This is a genomic window from Fictibacillus barbaricus (genome assembly GCF_014635025.1).
Classification (GTDB): Bacteria; Bacillota; Bacilli; order Bacillales; family Fictibacillaceae; genus Fictibacillus; species Fictibacillus barbaricus.
In genome coordinates, this window is sequence record NZ_BMCE01000005.1 from 1 (window position 1) to 16,361 (window position 16,361).

15 protein-coding genes and 1 pseudogene are annotated in these 16,361 nt (G+C 37.2%); 12 read left to right on the forward strand and 4 right to left on the reverse strand.

The window, feature by feature from the left end; translation table 11 throughout:
• The 3 genes and pseudogenes from IEV52_RS22685 to IEV52_RS20060 form a co-directional block, all read right to left on the reverse strand.
• Positions 1-151, reverse strand: a pseudogene (locus IEV52_RS22685) (dihydrofolate reductase family protein); the annotation flags it as partial.
• Positions 152-330: 179 nt separating this feature from the next.
• Positions 331-726 carry a hypothetical protein gene (locus tag IEV52_RS20055; RefSeq protein WP_188404370.1) on the reverse strand — a complete coding sequence of 132 codons (396 nt, stop codon included), beginning with the start codon at positions 724-726 and terminating at the stop codon, positions 331-333.
• 116 nt (positions 727-842) lie between these two features.
• Entirely contained in the window at positions 843-986 is a 144-nt protein-coding gene (locus IEV52_RS20060; protein ID WP_188404371.1) for a hypothetical protein, read from the reverse strand.
• Positions 987-1,014: 28 nt separating this feature from the next.
• Between IEV52_RS20060 and IEV52_RS20065 the strand changes: the two genes are divergently transcribed.
• The 8 genes from IEV52_RS20065 (at position 1,015) to IEV52_RS22840 (ending at position 8,484) form a co-directional block, all read left to right on the forward strand.
• Positions 1,015-1,914: a DMT family transporter gene (locus tag IEV52_RS20065; protein ID WP_188404372.1), complete on the forward strand. Its 900-nt coding sequence runs from the start codon at positions 1,015-1,017 to the stop codon at positions 1,912-1,914.
• A gap of 345 nt (positions 1,915-2,259) precedes the next feature.
• Positions 2,260-3,075 (forward strand): GNAT family N-acetyltransferase, encoded by an 816-nt coding sequence (locus IEV52_RS20070; RefSeq protein WP_188404373.1) that lies wholly within the window; start codon positions 2,260-2,262, stop codon positions 3,073-3,075.
• 197 nt (positions 3,076-3,272) lie between these two features.
• Positions 3,273-3,731, forward strand: a complete 459-nt coding sequence (locus tag IEV52_RS20075) for a DinB family protein (protein WP_188404374.1) — start codon at positions 3,273-3,275, stop codon at positions 3,729-3,731.
• Positions 3,732-4,319: 588 nt separating this feature from the next.
• On the forward strand, positions 4,320-5,060 hold the full coding sequence (map, locus tag IEV52_RS20080) for a type I methionyl aminopeptidase (protein WP_188404375.1): 741 nt from the start codon (positions 4,320-4,322) through the stop codon (positions 5,058-5,060).
• 214 nt (positions 5,061-5,274) lie between these two features.
• Entirely contained in the window at positions 5,275-5,820 is a 546-nt protein-coding gene (locus tag IEV52_RS20085) for a GNAT family N-acetyltransferase (RefSeq protein ID WP_188404376.1), read from the forward strand.
• An 873-nt stretch (positions 5,821-6,693) separates the two neighbouring features.
• Complete coding sequence (locus IEV52_RS22630) at positions 6,694-6,819, forward strand: hypothetical protein (protein ID WP_268234796.1); 126 nt, start codon at positions 6,694-6,696, stop codon at positions 6,817-6,819.
• 317 nt (positions 6,820-7,136) lie between these two features.
• Entirely contained in the window at positions 7,137-8,039 is a 903-nt protein-coding gene (locus IEV52_RS20090) for an RCC1 domain-containing protein (protein ID WP_188404377.1), read from the forward strand.
• A gap of 301 nt (positions 8,040-8,340) precedes the next feature.
• Positions 8,341-8,484 carry a hypothetical protein gene (locus IEV52_RS22840; protein ID WP_373869446.1) on the forward strand — a complete coding sequence of 48 codons (144 nt, stop codon included), beginning with the start codon at positions 8,341-8,343 and terminating at the stop codon, positions 8,482-8,484.
• Here the strand turns inward: IEV52_RS22840 and IEV52_RS20100 are convergent.
• Positions 8,458-12,540, reverse strand: coding sequence for a S8 family serine peptidase (locus IEV52_RS20100; RefSeq protein ID WP_188404378.1), 4,083 nt, complete (start codon positions 12,538-12,540; stop codon positions 8,458-8,460). The genes IEV52_RS22840 and IEV52_RS20100 overlap by 27 nt on opposite strands.
• Before the next feature lie 474 nt (positions 12,541-13,014).
• Here IEV52_RS20100 and IEV52_RS22635 point away from each other — a divergent pair, with 474 nt between their 5' ends.
• From IEV52_RS22635 to IEV52_RS20115, 4 genes are all read left to right on the forward strand, one after another.
• Entirely contained in the window at positions 13,015-13,149 is a 135-nt protein-coding gene (locus tag IEV52_RS22635) for a hypothetical protein (protein ID WP_268234797.1), read from the forward strand.
• Between the two features lie 214 nt (positions 13,150-13,363).
• On the forward strand, positions 13,364-14,413 hold the full coding sequence (locus IEV52_RS20105) for an SDR family oxidoreductase (protein WP_188404379.1): 1,050 nt from the start codon (positions 13,364-13,366) through the stop codon (positions 14,411-14,413).
• 184 nt (positions 14,414-14,597) lie between these two features.
• On the forward strand, positions 14,598-15,332 hold the full coding sequence (locus tag IEV52_RS20110) for a DUF4261 domain-containing protein (RefSeq protein ID WP_188404380.1): 735 nt from the start codon (positions 14,598-14,600) through the stop codon (positions 15,330-15,332).
• A gap of 229 nt (positions 15,333-15,561) precedes the next feature.
• Positions 15,562-16,332: an isocitrate lyase/PEP mutase family protein gene (locus IEV52_RS20115; protein WP_188404381.1), complete on the forward strand. Its 771-nt coding sequence runs from the start codon at positions 15,562-15,564 to the stop codon at positions 16,330-16,332.
• Positions 16,333-16,361 lie beyond the last annotated feature (29 nt).

Genomic DNA, 16,361 nt, shown 5'->3' on the forward strand with positions numbered 1-16,361 from the left:
CCCAAATGACAGTGTCGGCAGTACTCAGAATTTCTTTCGCGTGTTTCTCCAAATCAGCATCGTAGGTAACCCAGCCAATGTCCATTTCACCATTCGGCCCTTCTACAAAACCGTCAAGCGATGCGTGCAGAAATAGAACGAGTTTTCTCATTTTCAGTACTCCTTTGTTCATGAGGGATATCTACATTATACATTTACTACATTTTAGCATAATTCAACTTGGGTTGATTCTTATGGATTGCTATACTAGCAGTTTAGAATCATGGCTCTGTTATCTTTTGTGTTGATTTCAAGCCAAAGAAAAAAGACCTTTGTGGTCTTTTCGTAATATTATTTTTCAATTGCTAATCTGAATACCAAAAGTGCTAGTAAACTGGTTATTGGAGTCATTACCATTGTTTCCAAGCCAGAGCTTGAAACTAAATTTCCTATTGTATTAAGCACCATAAGTCCAAACATTACCCATGTACCGACTTTTACAGTTCTTTTGAACTTTCCTTTGAAAATATATCCCGCTTTTACAGCAATAATTGAAATAAAAAGTGTTTGCGCAACTATCGAAATACTTTCAAAGATGATTAAATCCGCCGTACTCTTTAATCGTCCTCCCCAAACAAAATGATGTGGTACAATTTTTAGAAGTATCAGTATATGCATTAAAAGCGCTAATGTATTGATAGTGATTATAATATTACTTGCCAGTTTAAAGCTAATGAATTTTTTCATTTCCCACTCCTCATTAGTTGAGCTTTACTTAATTTTAATGACTCTAAATGCAATTTATTCAACCATTAAGGATTTATGTTGATGGGAAGGTCGTATTAAAGCTGAAATTATGTTTTTTATTTATCTTGTTCAACAATCGGGTGCATTTCTGTAACAAGAAATTTGCTCTTTTTTATGAAAACGGCCAGATTACTGAGTGCAAAGAAGATATGAACAAAACTGGTGTGTTTTGCTACAATTACTAATTGTACGTTAATCAAGAGAAGAACAGCAGAAAGAGGAAAATTAATGACCATATTTATGTACATATTTTGTTTGATTGTATGGGGACTTAACTTTATTGCAGTAAAAATTCAAGGAACTCCAGTCAGCTTGGAGTTATCCTTAACGTATCGTTTAGTTATGACAGCCTTTTTATTTTTACTTCTTGTTGGGTTCCTTCGACCAAAGGGGAGGCCAACAAGAAAAGATATCTCATTTGTAATGGTGTTTGGTATATGTAACTTTGCATTAAGCTACTTATGCCTTTATTACGCTACAATTTTGAGTTCTGCTGCAATTGTAACATTGGTTTTTTCGTTAAAAGTGATTTTAACCCCAATTGCTCTCCGGATTTTTTTAAAAGAAAAGTTACATTCACGGGTTTTGTTTGGGGGAATTTTAGGTGTATTGGGCGTGTGTATTCTCATATATCCAACTTTGAACAATTTCCAAGGGTTCAATGATATAAGAGGAATTTTAGTTGCGATCTTAGGTACGATTCTTACAGCAGTTGGTGACGCCAGCTCGGCAAGAAATGCAAGACAGAAGGTTAATCCTATCTATGCAAATGCAATTGGATTTACAGTGGGCAGTATATTGATGGGAGTAATTGTATTATTTCAAGGACAAGAATTTATACTTCCAACATCGGTTTCATACTTATCTGCCTTGATATATTTAACCCTGGTTGCTTCATTTGCAGCATGGTTATTCTATTTAAAGCTTGTAGAAAAAATTGGAGGAGCTCAAAGTGGCTATATGGTTGCACTTTTCCCGGCGATTGGAGGGATAGCTTCCGTTTTGATCGGTGAGTCAGATCCATCATTGTATTTGTTTGCTGGTTGCTTTTCTAGCTGTATTGGCGCAGCAATTGCTTTAGGGTTTGGAATTAGAAAGCAGAATGTGAAGATAGCTGTACAGGATTAATTTAATGATAGGTTCTCAGGTTATTGACAAGAATCCAGAAGAAAATCTAACTATTTAATTAACTTAATAGAAGCTATAGTAATCTTCAACAATCGGGTGCATATCTGTAACAAGATATACACCCTATTTATGTAGTGTATCCATATCGAATAAATCCTGAGTTAATTGCAGGTTTGTATTAAAACAGCAACAAGGATTTTCACTAATGCCTTTCATTTTAAGGGAAGTAAAAATCCATCTATTTTTACCATTATTCTTTGAAAAGGATAACCCCTAAATCATATAGAATCTCATAGTAGTGATTAGGATACAATTTTACACGATTAAAAAATAAAGGAGATAACTATGTTAACGAAAAAACAACTTCAAGATATAAAAAATCTACAAAAAGTGTGCGAGACACATGATAATTTACAGCTAAAACTTAACTGGGATATGCTAGAGAACCGCGACTCTTATCAACTAGACTTTCTTCATTATGAAAAAGACGAACTTGTCGCGTTTTTAGGTTTGTATCCTTTTGGATCTACAGTCGAAGTTTGCGGTATGGTAAAACCAAGTGAACGACGGAAGGGACACTTCCATCTGTTGTTCCAAAAAGGAATGGAAACAGCTAAACAAAAACAATATAAAAAAATCTTATTGAATACACCGGCGGGATCAAATGCAGCAAAAGCATTTTTGTATAAAGTAGGTGCTAATTATAAATTTTCAGAACATCAAATGGTGTGGCAAGTAAGAACATTAGAACCAGTAGAGGGTTTAACACTTCGACAAGCAAAAGTAGATGATTTAGACATGCGTATACGTTTATCCGTTGAAGCATTCGGAATGACCCAAGAAGATGCCCTATCGATGGAACATTCGTTCGACAAAGAGGGGAACACCGATATGTTAATGATCGATGTGAATGGAAAAACAGTAGGGAAAATTCGTGTTTCACGAAAAGATGGGCAAGCTTGGATATATGGGTTTTCCATTTTGCCAGAGCATCAAGGTAAAGGAATCGGCAGGAAAGTGTTGCGCCGAGTCATAAAAGATCAAAGTTCAGCTGGGCATTCGGTACACTTAGAAGTTGAAACGAAAAATGACCATGCTCTTGGATTATATAAAGCAGTAGGATTCAAAGTTGTACATTCACAGGATTATTATACGTATTAACATAAAAACAAGTAGACCTGATGCAGAGAAGTTTTGATAGATTATCTTATGATATAAAATAATGAGACTTTTCTTATTCAACAAACGGGTGCGATTGTTGCACAAGGCAGTTGCCGTTACTCAAGAGTGGCAGTTTAGTTGAATAAGGGATATTAAGTTTATTAAACGAATATTGTAATTGAAGGGGTGGTAGGAGTATGGAAAATGTAATTAATCAAATAAACCACTGGATACAATCATTACCAAAAGAGTACAACTCAATGTCTGAAATAGAAATATCTAATCGACCATCACCAAATAAATGGTCTAAAAAAGAAATCCTAGGACATCTTTGTGACTCTGCAATAAATAATATTGAGAGGTTTGTAAAAATTCAATATGCAGAACAACCTTATGTTATCCAGTCGTATAATCAAGAACAATGGGTGGTAGTTCAGAATTATCAAGATAGACCACTTAATGAAATTCTAAATCTTTTTCAAACACTAAATAAGCAAGTTATAAATATAATTATAAATATTCCCGTCAAGAAATTATCTTATCTTTGTAATATTGGTAATAACCATCAAAAAACATTAGAGTGGCTTATACAGGACTACCTTGAACATATGGAACATCATATTAACAATCAAATTCTAATTAAAAATAACGACTAAATATTAATTTATCTTATTCAACAAACGGGTGCTTTTCTTTATGAAGGAGAAGTGCGTCACGTTAGTTGATTCAAGGAAAAATTATTAATTTTGTATCGAATAGGTAAGAAAATAGGTTTGGTTTTAATAGAGGTGAATATTGTGCTGTTTCATTATCATTTTTGGACCCCTTTTGTAGAAGAAACAGAAAAATTTTATGAAAATAATGGATTTCGCATATCACAACGTATAGGAAAATACCAAGGAGATTTTCAGATGTTTAATCCTCCATTAAAGTGGGATGATTTCCGAGATGATACCAAGGAAGAAATGGTTCATTTAACAAAATTTAAGATTGGTGGATAATGTGAAGGTTTTCACTTAAAGTAACGAGTTTAGTTCTATAAGAAAAGTGGAAGGTAAATCCAATTACTAGTATATTCATATGTACCAGATCCTTTTTGTGGTCTTTTTCTTGATCGAAGAAAAAATTCAGATGAGGGGTATTGTACCAAATAATTTACATTGCTATTATTTTTCAAGAATGTAAAGGTACAATTAATACTTATTTAGTTTATTGATGATAAAAGATAATGAGGTAGGAAAAAAATGATTGCAAAAACAGAAGAAGATTTTAATGGTTTGAAAGAAATTGGCAAAATTATTGCCTCAATTAGAGATGAATTGGTACAAAGAACAATTCCTGGCATAACGACCAAAGAACTTGATGATATAGCCGGAGAACTTTTAGAAAAAGCAGGTGCAGTTTCAGCTCCAAAAGGTGAATATGATTTTCCTGGCTTTACTTGCATTAGTCTTAATGAAGAAGTGGCACATGGTATTCCGGGTCATCGGGTTATTCATGAAGGGGACCTAGTAAATATAGATGTATCTGCTTCAAAGAACGGTTATTTCGCAGATACAGGAATCTCATTTGTAGTAGGAAAAGGAGAAGAAGTATTAACGAGAATATGCGACGTTGCTAAAAAGGCATTTGAAGCAGGTCTTAAGAAAGCAAAACCCGGTTCCAAAAAAAGTAGAATCGGAAAAGCAGTATTTGAAACAGCGAAACAGCATGGATTCACTGTTATCAAAAACCTTACAGGACATGGTGTTGGACGTAGAATACACGAAGCACCTGACCATATTTTAAATTATAATGATCCATGGGATAATGAAATATTAAAGGAAGGGATGGTTATCGCATTCGAACCATTTATCTCAACCTTTGAAGAAGAAGTATTCCAAAAAGAAGACGGTTGGACCTATGCTACAGAAAAAAGCTATGTAGCTCAATTAGAACATACGATTATCCTTACTAAAAATGGTCCGATTATTGTCACACTTTAATTCAAGCAATGAAGTTTCTAAAGTTATAGCCCTTATTTAGACTTTGTATTGTGAATAAATGTACTTAAACTAACGGGTGCTTTTGTTAAATAAGGCTTTGCAATGATCTTCCACAATCGGGTGCATTTCTTCAAGAAGGAGAAGTGCTCTTTTTTATTGAACTTAAGGTACAGTGTTGTTTAAATGGTAACTGCAAATTTTGGAGGTCTGGTTAATGATAAAAGGTATGAATGTTTATATAAATCCGGTGGATCGGAGTGAAGTTGAATCTTTACTAGAACTTGAAACAAGGAACAAGGAGTTTTTTAATCAATATGCGCCAAATCGTGATTCTGATTTTTATACGTTGGAAGGACAAGTGAAAAGACTGGAAAAGATGGAGGAGAACAGAGAAAAGGATTTAGGATACTCCTTTGGTATATACCTTAATGAAAACAATGAACTCATCGGTCAAATTGGTTTTTTTAAGCTGGAAAGAGGTCCTGCCCAAAAGGCGATGGTAGGATACTCTCTTGATAAAGAGCGGAACGGAAAGGGCTATATGACAGAGGCTCTTAAATTAATCGTTGACTTTGGATTCAATCAAATTAAGTTGCATCGAATCGAAGCTGAAGTAATGCCTCATAATATCGGATCCATAAGAATATTAGAGAAGACTGGATTTCATAAAGAGGGAATTGCAAAGAAAAATGTAATGGTAAACGGAAAGTGGGAAGATCATCAAGTCCTTGCCATTATTAATAATAATTATGAGCACTAGTACTCTGCTAGAATATGGTGGACCGTTATTCATATCAAACAATCAGTGCATTTCTTCAGAAGGGAGAAGTGCATTATTAATTGAAGTCTTCTTACCAGCAAATGAGAAAATCGAACAAAGAAAATAATTAGAAAGCATCGAGCTAAAGATTTAATTTAGTACTGTTCTACCATCTTCAACAAACCGGTGCTTTAGTTGAAGAAGGAAAACGGTACTCCAAAGGGAATTATATTAAATATTCAAAACTATATTGATTGGTTAGCAACCAGTCGAGATTATATTGATAGTAGAAATTGATGGTTTTTTTCATCAGGTGCTTATTTTAGGTAGAAAATGTTCTAAACATGAGTTAAAGCAAATGTATATGCAATCAAAAAACTATTGTCTGATATCCGAGATTTTCCTGATGTTTTTTGTCGACTCCATAAGTTTGAGCAAATACCTTATGATGAAGAATTAGAAGTCGATTTTGTTATTGATACTGATACTGACAGAATCTATACTCCATCTTATTAATAAACGGGTGCATTTCTTCAAGAAGGAGAAGTGCATTTTTTATTGAATTATAAGAGAGGTATGAAGGGCATAGGTTAAATTTGATTGGAGAAGATCCTTAATGAATAAACAATTAGCAATTATCTTCTTTTTATTGGCAGCTCTTTTTATAGGGTGGTTATTTTATATTTAAGTATTTTATTACTAAATTAATGGGATAAACAATAAATTCTTATTCCACAAACGGGTGCGTTAATTGAATAAGAATTAGTAAAGAACTTTTTTATCTCATAAGAATAGAGAATAGTTACATTTGTTACAGCTAGTAAAGATCTTTCAAATTAATGTTTAATATCAATTTGTTCAAAAACAAATGTATTGGACAGTTACAGTAAAGAACTTTTTTATTTAACAACAGCATGCATGTTAAATGACAACAAAGTCGGTAACTGCATTGGTACCATACAACTCGAACGTGAACTGAACAACTTTGATGTGAACTAAATTTTGTAACCCCCACTATTAAAAGAGTGGGGGTTTATTGTGGTTAAAAAATGCTGCATCTTATTCCACAAACGGGCCAGATTGTTGAATAACTCATTTTCAAGATAAATGGATTTTCATGTTAAATATATAGAAGAGATTGTAAAAAAATGTACTTAAACTAAAGGTGCAGGATAGTTGAACAAGGAAATAGAAATACATTAAATAACATCCGAAAAATAGGGTGAAAAACGGAAAAAAGGATTTTTCATTATTTCATAATCAAAAATTTTATAACATTATTCCGATAATAAGGAGTTATTAGTGAGGTGAGGAAAATGAATATTGAAATTCGGAATGCTTATGAAAAAAATCTGAAACAAAAACGGTGGCCTAAAGATACCATAGCGGCGGGTCATCGTCATACCGTTGGGATTAAATCTGACGGAACGGTGACGGCCGTGGGTGATAATAAATATGGCCAATGTGATGTAAGCGGCTGGCGCGATATTGTGTCGGTCGCGGCTGGTAATGTTCATATGGCGACGAACACGGGTAATGCTCATACAATCGGGCTTAAATCGGACGGCACGGTGGTGGCTTTGGGTTGGAATAAGCATGACCAATGCGATGTAAGCGGCTGGCGCGATATTGTGGCGGTAGCTGCGGGTTGGCGTCGTACCGTCGGGCTTAAATCGGATGGCACGGTGGTTGCTGTGGGTCGAAATAATGAAGGCGAATGCAATGTGAGTGGCTGGCGCGATATGGTGGTGGTAGCGGCGGGTGACTGGCATACCGTCGGGCTTAAATCAGACGGCACGGTGACGATTGTGGGTAATAATCGGTATGGCCAATGCAATGTAAGCGGCTGGCGCGACATAGTGGCGGCAGCGGCGGGTTACCTTCATACCGTCGGGCTTAAATCGGACGGTACGGTGGCGGCTGTGGGTTGGAATAAGCATGACCAATGCGATGTAAGCGGCTGGCGAGGTATTGTGGCGATAGCGGCGGGTAGTAATCATACCATCGGCCTTAAATCGGATGGTACGGTGGTGGCTGTGGGTCGAAATAATAAAGGCCAATGCAATGTAAGCGGCTGGCGTGATATGGTGGCGGTAGCGGCGGGTTGCGCTCATTCTCTCGGGCTTAAATCGGACGGTACGGTGGTTGCTGTGGGTGATAATGAATATGGACAATGCGATGTAAGCGGCTGGCGCGGTATCCAACTGCCAGGTAATTAGTTTTACCTGCAAACTGTTTATCTGTTATAACAGGTGTTTCGAGATCTGGGAAATCTAGTTTGCTTTTGGTGAGATTTCAACAAGTGGTTTAAAGATACTGATAAGATCCAGTGGCTAAACAAATTTGAAGATATAGTGAGTATTAGTCAAAAAAACCAAGCAGAAATAAACGCTCTGTTATCGCAACCTAAATGGATGTTTTTGATGAAATTCGCTCGCTTTTCGCTAAAGAGGCTACAAGAAAAAATCTTGATGGTTCTATGTTTCTAGGGATTATCGAAGAAATGGTCTTGGAAGACTCTTGTTAAAACAGATCATTTATGATGCGAAACACTATTTCCATCAAATCGTCATTGAAGTAACGAAAAGGATGACCCATATATTTGGGTCATCCTCTTTTAATAATATAATCTACAAGTTAAGCTGCAATTTGCAATTCCCTTAAAATATCTTCCAGTGTCTTGCCTTCAGCTTGTTCAAGAGGTTTTGGAGGATTTTCGGCATCAGAATTTTGTTTTAGGTAATGTTTGACAACGAACTGTATATCTTCTGTGTTCACAATGCCGTCGAAGTTAATATCTGCTTCCCTGTCGTTTGTGTTCCAAGCTTTTTGGATAGCCAATGCATCCAAAATATCGATCACATCGTCCTGATTCACATCTCCGGCAACTGGCAGGTCATTAAAGAATTGCAGCGATTGTCCCCAAATGATGCCCTTTTTCTCGACACCTACAGGGATTTCGTTCTTCATTTTAAAATGACCGGGGAGTGACAGTTCCCAAACAAACGTTTTGTCAGTGATTGGAAGCTTAGAGATACGGTAATCCCCATATGGGAGAAGGGTAGACGAACCATCATATACGGTGCCATTGTCATTGATCAATCGGATGGATGCCCCAACCTTTCTCCAATCAGCATTATAGGCAATTGCCTCCGCTCTTAATGTACCATATACTTCAGAGAAAGTTGGCTGTATCATCCACTCTATTCCTGCAGAAGCAAGGGGAATTTGATTACCCGACTCGTTCATATACGAAACTGTCGGATTTACAGCGGCACTTACTGAAAATGCAGTATCCTTTACTTTTAATGTCAGATTAATGGCAGGTATGTTTCCGCTCACTGGTTTTGTTCGATCCATAGTGAGCTTCACTTTAGAAGTGCTGCCATTTGTTTCAATGTCCACTTTGGACGAACCATAGTCTGCAAGTGCCTCATTCGGCGTTGCTTCCAGGATTTCAAAGCTTTGCCCGATGTTGCTGAGCGTCCATTCTGCATTTTTTAACATCTCCACGTTATTCAGAACAAGTGTGGCTGATACTGAATCACCCATTTTTACGTTCGTCTTTTCTGTCATTACATATCCATAAGGTGTACCTGCTTTGACAAAGTAGTAATTCATTTTTGCAGTAGAGTTGTTCGCCGCATCAAGCCCATTCAATGTATAGCGCAAGAATGGGATGGCTTCATTCATCGGCACACTAAGGTCTATCGTTCCATCCTCCTTTAGTGGGAGGACAGGATTAAAGTTTCCGTTAATCGAATAATTGATCCTGTTGACAGCTTGATTTACATCCATGCCCGCTTCCTTCATTTGTTCCACTTCTTCATCAAAAACATTGACTTGAAGAGGAACAGTTTTTTGCCCTGGCTGATATTCAATGACAGGAGATTCTTTTTCATCTAAGGACGTCTTGATCGTTGAGTTATTATGGTCGATATATACATCATTGTAATTTATGAAAATTCGATCCCTTGTGCTTGTACCTATGATTTTTAAGCGGTACGGTCCAGGTTTTGCATAACTTTTCTTAAAGGAGAGGGGCTGTTCTTGATCTCCGGTGAATGCAAAATACGTTCCTTCAAATGCATACTGAACATTATACGTTTGTCTATCATAGAGGTTATCGGTAGTAATCATTCCGATATATCCCATTTCTGCTCCTGTCTTCCCATCCACTAGAACCAGATCTATCTTTTTCATAGGTGCTTTTATGTTAAAATTCAACGAAACATTAGAAGTAGCTTGATAGACACGCTTCACATGCAAATACGGCGGTGAAATGGCGTAAGAAGAAAGGGAAGTAGAGTTAAAGCCTTCTTCCGTAGTGCGAACGCTGAATGGAATCCGATAGTGTTCATCATCGTTTTCCTGGTTCGTTATGTTAATGTATCCTTCGTATACACCTGCTTTAGCAGCAGCTGGAACTGTAATAGAGACAGGAACTTTCTTTGACTTTGCAGACTGAACAGGAATGACTTGAGGGACATCTACTTTCACATCATTGGCAACCGCATCAAGAGATCCCTTTATATCTGTTTGGAAATGAACGTCGACATCAAATTTTTTCTTTGTGTTCTCCATATTTGAAAATGTTAAGGACTTTTCAATAACAATTTGTTCTCCGGCATAATGATTCCCGAAGCTTAGTCCGCCTGTTTCTTCTTTTATTAGAACGTCCTTTTCATTTAATGGAATTGGTGTTTCATCTTGTACCTGAAGCTTCATTCCAGCATGAACAGCACGGTAAGGATCCACACGCCCTGCACCAGCTTCAAATACACTATAGTTTTCTGCCAACGGTTTAGCTGTATTCATCAAAATAGTTTTGACATCGTTTGGCTGAAGCTCAGGATTTGCCTGCAACAATAGAGCGGAAATTCCTGCTGCATGGGGAGCAGCCATTGATGTACCGGACATTCTGCTATAAGCAAATTGATAATTGGTTGGATCATTCTTATAAATCGCATACGCAGGTACACTCGATAAGATACTTACACCTGGCGCAGTCAACTCTGGTTTAATATCGTAGTTACTTCGAGAAGGCCCACGAGAGCTAAAAGCAGCGAGCTTGTCGCCTTCTGTATATACTTCTTTAAAATCTTTAAATGTCATAAGGTTATGGCCGGCTGCAATCTGTGCCTTTAATTCCAGACCTTGTTCATAACTCATGGAAAAGGCAGGAATAAAATTTTGATCCTCTTTCACAAACGGTGTCGGACCTTCATTAGGCCTGTTGTTATAAGCGATGATAGCGCGCGCACCGTGGTTCTTGGCATATACCGTCTTGGATTGTGTTCCGATTTCTCCTGTATTTACAAACACTACTTTTCCTGCTACATCTTTATTGGCGTAATCGATTTCTTTTCCGACACCTAGATCCACGACTTCCAGCGTCTGGTTGTTGAACACACTTAAGTCTGTTACAAAGTCTGTGTAAAGATTGCTTAAATGAAAAGCTTTATTAGAATCTTTGAGTACTCCTGAATATTTTGCCACAGGTATAGGCGTGCTGCTCGCTCCGACAGTCAGCGCCAAAGCAGCAGCTCCAGGCGTTCCAAGTGTGTATGAGTTAGATCCGGTGTTCCCTGCAGAAACAACTGCTGTAACTCCCTGAAGCACCGCATAGTTGACAGCTGTGCTTGTTGGATACATCGGATCATTTATATTTGCACCTAAAGAAAGGTTTATGACATCCATGCCATCCTCGACCGCTTTTTCGATTCCTGCCAGAATATCTTCCAGTTCTCCGGATCCATATGGACCTAAAACACGGTATCCGTATACATCAGCCTCAGGAGCAACTCCGATTACAGCTACACCTCCAGTGTTTTTTGATTGTCCTGCAATTGTTCCTGATACATGCGTACCATGAGACGTATAATAGCTTGCAAGGTTTCCATTAAACTCTGGCATGCCAGACTCTTTCCAATCGTTATAGGTCGTTTCCATTGGATCGGCATCGTTATCTACAAGATCATATCCGCCTTTGTAGGCATCTCTTAAATCAGGATGTGTATAATCGATTCCCGTATCGATGACCCCGACCTTCACACCTTTCCCCGTAATGCCTTCTTTATGAAGCTTATCTACTCCTAGAAATGGAATGCTCTCTACTCTTTTAGTAGATTCTTCTTTGGCAAAATCTTCATCTAGAGGCGGTTTTACTGTAAACGGAACACTTTTATAAACAGCTTTTACAGCATCAGATTGAAGAAGTTGCTCCACTTCATTTGCCGCGAGTTTCATTGAAACCCCATTGTAGACGGTCTTGAAATGACGAGTAATTTTGTAGCTGCTTTGCTTTTTAGCTGTTGGGACAATTCGTTTTATTTCCTCTTCAAAAGCAGAATGCTCCTGATCAACATTCCTTTTTGCCTGTCCAATCGTCAAGCTCTTTCCATCCATAGCTGCTTCAAGGACTGCTACTTTTGCTGGCTTGGATTTGAATTCGACGATAACAGTCAGTTCCTCATCACTTTCTAAGTCTTTTTTATCAAACCCTTGGAGTCCGGCATTTTCGGTAACCTGCAGCTTTTTTAATGCATTTCGTTGTTCTGAAGTTAATGAACGTAAGATATCTTCAGACTTCTGGCTTGATACATCGGTAGCAGAAACAGGAGGGACTTGGTAGGAAGGGAATAGCAGGGTGGTAAATATAGCAGTTGCTGTACAGCCCTTAACAGCTTTCTTGAACCAATACATTTTTGAAATTTTCATAGGATACCTCTTCCCATATTTAATCTTCAATACTCGATTAATTGATTTAACCGTCAAAGGTTTGCAGAGTACTTGTCAGTTCCTCAGTACGTTCTTTTAAAAAGGCTGTTCGATATGAATTTTAGATTTCACCTCTTTGTAAATAATTTAAAATTTCTGAGTTTTCATAGATTAATGTTAGGGGTACAGTTGGTAGAAGTAAATTGGGGTTTTTAATACAGTTTAAATCGGGATTTTATGATCCTTTATTACTGGTTTAGAAGATTATTTAATGGTTTACTAGTTAAATCGAACTGGCTAACAGGAAAAAAAACATTTTGTTGGAGGAAATGTTTTGTTTCATTACCCCAAATTCCAGTTTTCCTCCTGAATTTTAGGGTTTTAATGGTAAACAGAGATATCTGGCCATTCTGCTATCTATTTATCCGTGCAAAACAGGCTATCATAGGAAAAATGAAAAATCGGAGTGATTGAATGAGTTCGTTAACAATCGAGGCAGATCGTATAACAGGTCAATCGGATGAACTTGATTTTTTCTTCGAGTTAACTGAACGTTTAAAACATCGATCTTGCATGACCGTTCGAGATAGGGATTGTAAGACAGTTTGAGGTTTTATTAAAGGTTTCTTTGAGCTTATCGAAAGGGTGAGGTCTTTTTTTATTCAACAAACGGGCCAAATTGTGGAAGAATGCAAAGAAATAAATAGCTTATAAATACATGTTTTTTTAACAAACATACCCATTTTTTCATACACTCTAAGAAGGAAAAACGTTATATAAAACGAATGAACTTTGTAGGCAATTAAAGGAATGGGGGAAAAGTATGAAGGTTCTTATATTGGGAGGTACTCGTTTTTTAGGAAAAGCGTTGGTAGAAGAAGGATTGAAAAGAGGGCATGAAATCACATTATTTAATCGCGGGAACAGTAAAGAGGCGTTTTCCGAAGTGGAACAGCTCATCGGTGATAGAGACGGAGATGTATCACAGCTCGAAAACAGGAAATGGGATGTCGTTATAGACACATGTGGATTCGCTCCCCACCAAATTAACAAAATCGCAGCTGTGCTAGGGAATAGCATCGAACATTATACATACATTTCAAGCATCTCTGTTTATAAAGATTGGATTCCGTCCAATATCGCGGAAGACTATCATTTACAGTCCATGCCATCGGATCGATTGAAAGAGATATTGAAAGACGTTGAGGAAGGGAGAATTTCTCCTTATGAGCATTACGGCGTGTTGAAAGTGCTATGCGAAGCAGAAGCAGAAAAATATTGGCCGGGGCGCGTGTTGCATATCAGGGCAGGTCAGCTTGTTGGACCGTTTGACTATACGGATCGGCTCCCATACTGGGTTCAACGTGTGGCGGAAGGTGGAAACATAGTGGTACCCGGAAGTCCGGACCGTCCAATTCAACTAATCGACGTGAAAGATATAGCAACATGGGTGTTCGATATGGTGAAAAAAAGAAAAGCTGGAACGTTCAATGTTACAGGCCCTGATTATGAATTGACGATAGAAGAGCTTTTAAACACGTGTAAAGCGGTTACAAACAGCGATGCTGAATTTGTCTGGGTAGCTGAACAATTTGTATTGAATCATCAAATACAGCCGTGGACGGAAATGCCGTTATGGATCCCTGAACATTTCCCGTTAGAAGGAGAAACTGAACCGTGGAAAATGGGCATAAGCGTAAAAAAAGCTTTAGACACCGGGCTTTCCTTCCGTCCCCTTGAAGAAACAATACATGATGTGTATCAATGGGAGAAAACGAGGCAAGATTCAAAGCGAAAAACAGGGATATCGCTTGAAAAAGAGCAAGAGTTACTAGATGCCTGGTTCCAAAAAGAGAAAAAGCAGACATTGTGATGGGTTATACCCCAATGTTTATTAAGCCAAAGTAAAATTATAGCTTAAAATGTTGATTCTTCTAAATTATGATCTTCAACAAACGGGTGCATTTCTCTAAGAAGGAGAAGTGCTCTTTTTATTGAATTATTGGGGAAGCAATTACATTGTAAAGAACTAATTAAGTGATCAAGGAAGTGTTTATATGGTTGAAGCGGAAGTTGTTATTGGTATTCCTGGTCAATGGAAAAATAGAACTGAGTTAATTCAGTCTGTAGCAGCCAAAAGTGAAGGGTATTTATTGGCGGGGTCTATTATTCATAATGGAAATAAGAACATTGGTTTTCAGGTAGAAGTTTATGAACAAGATCCAAATTTAAAAGAAGCTTTTTTCTATGCAGGTGGGGATTCTTTTGAAAATAGTCTTCTAGAAGAAATTGATAAGCACACCTTTACCGTTTATGTTTTTGCAAATAAGAACAGCATCGAAGGCATAAAAGAAATAATAGATGTCGCAGCTGCGTTATTAAAAGCTGGCGGATTAGCGGTGAAAATTGAAACAACAGGAGTAGCACATACGAAAGAAGACTGGTTTCAGCTGTTTGATAATCAAGATTTCTTTCCGATTTATTCACATTTTGTCACTCTAATTGGTGATAATGATGTTTTTTATTCCTGTGGGATGAAAGCTTTTGGATTACCTGACGTTGTGGTCCCTTCCATAATCTCAGCAGATGAGGCCGCAGATTTATTAAACAACTTTAATCTATATAACATTGTAGATCGACCAACATTTAAAGATGGGGCAACTTTTAGCTTGGAAGAAGAGTCACCAAGATACAAGATTCACTTCATTGATGATTTCAGATATGAGGAAGATGACATATTTTTTAATTCTTTTGGTTTATACAATCTATCCCATTATAGAAATCATGAATAAACAAGTAGTTATTCAACAAACGGGTGCATTTCTCTAAGGAGGAGAAGTGCTCTTTTTATTGAACAAAGGACAGGATTGGAATAAGGAAAAATTTAATAACTTGTCAAAATGTGATGGGAGGCTTGGTTGCAAAAATCTTATTCTTTAGATGATAAGTGCAAGAATGAGGACGAAATGAATTAGAATCCCCTGTTAAAATGAGTTCAACCAAACATAAAGGGGTAATAAAATGATTAAAATTCAGAAATTCAATGAGTTACATAAGTCAAAGGAATTATTAATTTTAGGTAATGCTTGGGATTTACTATCCGCTTTAATACTTGAAAAAGCAGGCTTCAAAGCAATTGGTACAACTAGTTGGGGAATTGCAAACTCGCTTGGCTATGCGGATGGTGAATTGATCGATTTTGAAAGACATTTAGGAATCATTAAAACAATTACAGAGAATGTGAAAATACCTGTGTCCGCAGACATTGAAGCGGGTTACGGTGAAGATATAGAAACGATTGTTGATAATGTTTTAAGGGTGGCAGATGTAGGTGTAGCGGGCATCAATATTGAGGATTCTCTCAAAAAACAAAAAGGATTAAAAGAGATTTCTCAGCACTGTAACCTTGTATCAAAAATGAGAACGGCTTTAGAGCAGAACGGCTATAAAGATTTTTATATTAATGCTAGAACTGATACATATTTTCAAAAGAAAAATCCTTTTTTAGAAACGATAGAGCGAGCAAAGGCCTATGTAGAGAGTGGGGCAAGTGGAATTTTTGTCCCTGGCTTAATTCAAAGGGATGAGATAAAAGAAATCGCTGCTAAAGTAAATGCTCCCCTTAATGTATTATCATTACCTGGATTAACAAATTGTAACGAGCTTAAAGAATTAGGTGTCAAACGATTTAGCTTCGGAAATGCACTGTCAGATAAGGTTATTGCCTTATTACAGAAGAGTGCAGCACAAATATTAGAATCAAGGGATACCTCATTTTTATATGAAGACTAACCTATTCTTAAATGCCTCTTCAACAATCG

Bases quoted from the DNA above. Each gene is read 5' to 3' on its own strand.
- IEV52_RS20100 (WP_188404378.1), bottom strand. From the start codon at position 12,540: ATGAAAATTTCAAAAATGTATTGGTTCAAGAAAGCTGTTAAGGGCTGT.
- IEV52_RS20110 (WP_188404380.1), top strand. From the start codon at position 14,598: ATGGTTGAAGCGGAAGTTGTTATTGGTATTCCTGGTCAATGGAAAAAT.
- map (WP_188404375.1), top strand. From the start codon at position 4,320: ATGATTGCAAAAACAGAAGAAGATTTTAATGGTTTGAAAGAAATTGGC.
- IEV52_RS20105 (WP_188404379.1), top strand. From the start codon at position 13,364: ATGAAGGTTCTTATATTGGGAGGTACTCGTTTTTTAGGAAAAGCGTTG.
- IEV52_RS20075 (WP_188404374.1), top strand. From the start codon at position 3,273: ATGGAAAATGTAATTAATCAAATAAACCACTGGATACAATCATTACCA.
- IEV52_RS20090 (WP_188404377.1), top strand. From the start codon at position 7,137: ATGAATATTGAAATTCGGAATGCTTATGAAAAAAATCTGAAACAAAAA.
- IEV52_RS20115 (WP_188404381.1), top strand. From the start codon at position 15,562: ATGATTAAAATTCAGAAATTCAATGAGTTACATAAGTCAAAGGAATTA.
- IEV52_RS20070 (WP_188404373.1), top strand. From the start codon at position 2,260: ATGTTAACGAAAAAACAACTTCAAGATATAAAAAATCTACAAAAAGTG.
- IEV52_RS22635 (WP_268234797.1), top strand. From the start codon at position 13,015: ATGAGTTCGTTAACAATCGAGGCAGATCGTATAACAGGTCAATCGGAT.
- IEV52_RS20085 (WP_188404376.1), top strand. From the start codon at position 5,275: ATGATAAAAGGTATGAATGTTTATATAAATCCGGTGGATCGGAGTGAA.
- IEV52_RS20055 (WP_188404370.1), bottom strand. From the start codon at position 726: ATGAAAAAATTCATTAGCTTTAAACTGGCAAGTAATATTATAATCACT.
- IEV52_RS20065 (WP_188404372.1), top strand. From the start codon at position 1,015: ATGACCATATTTATGTACATATTTTGTTTGATTGTATGGGGACTTAAC.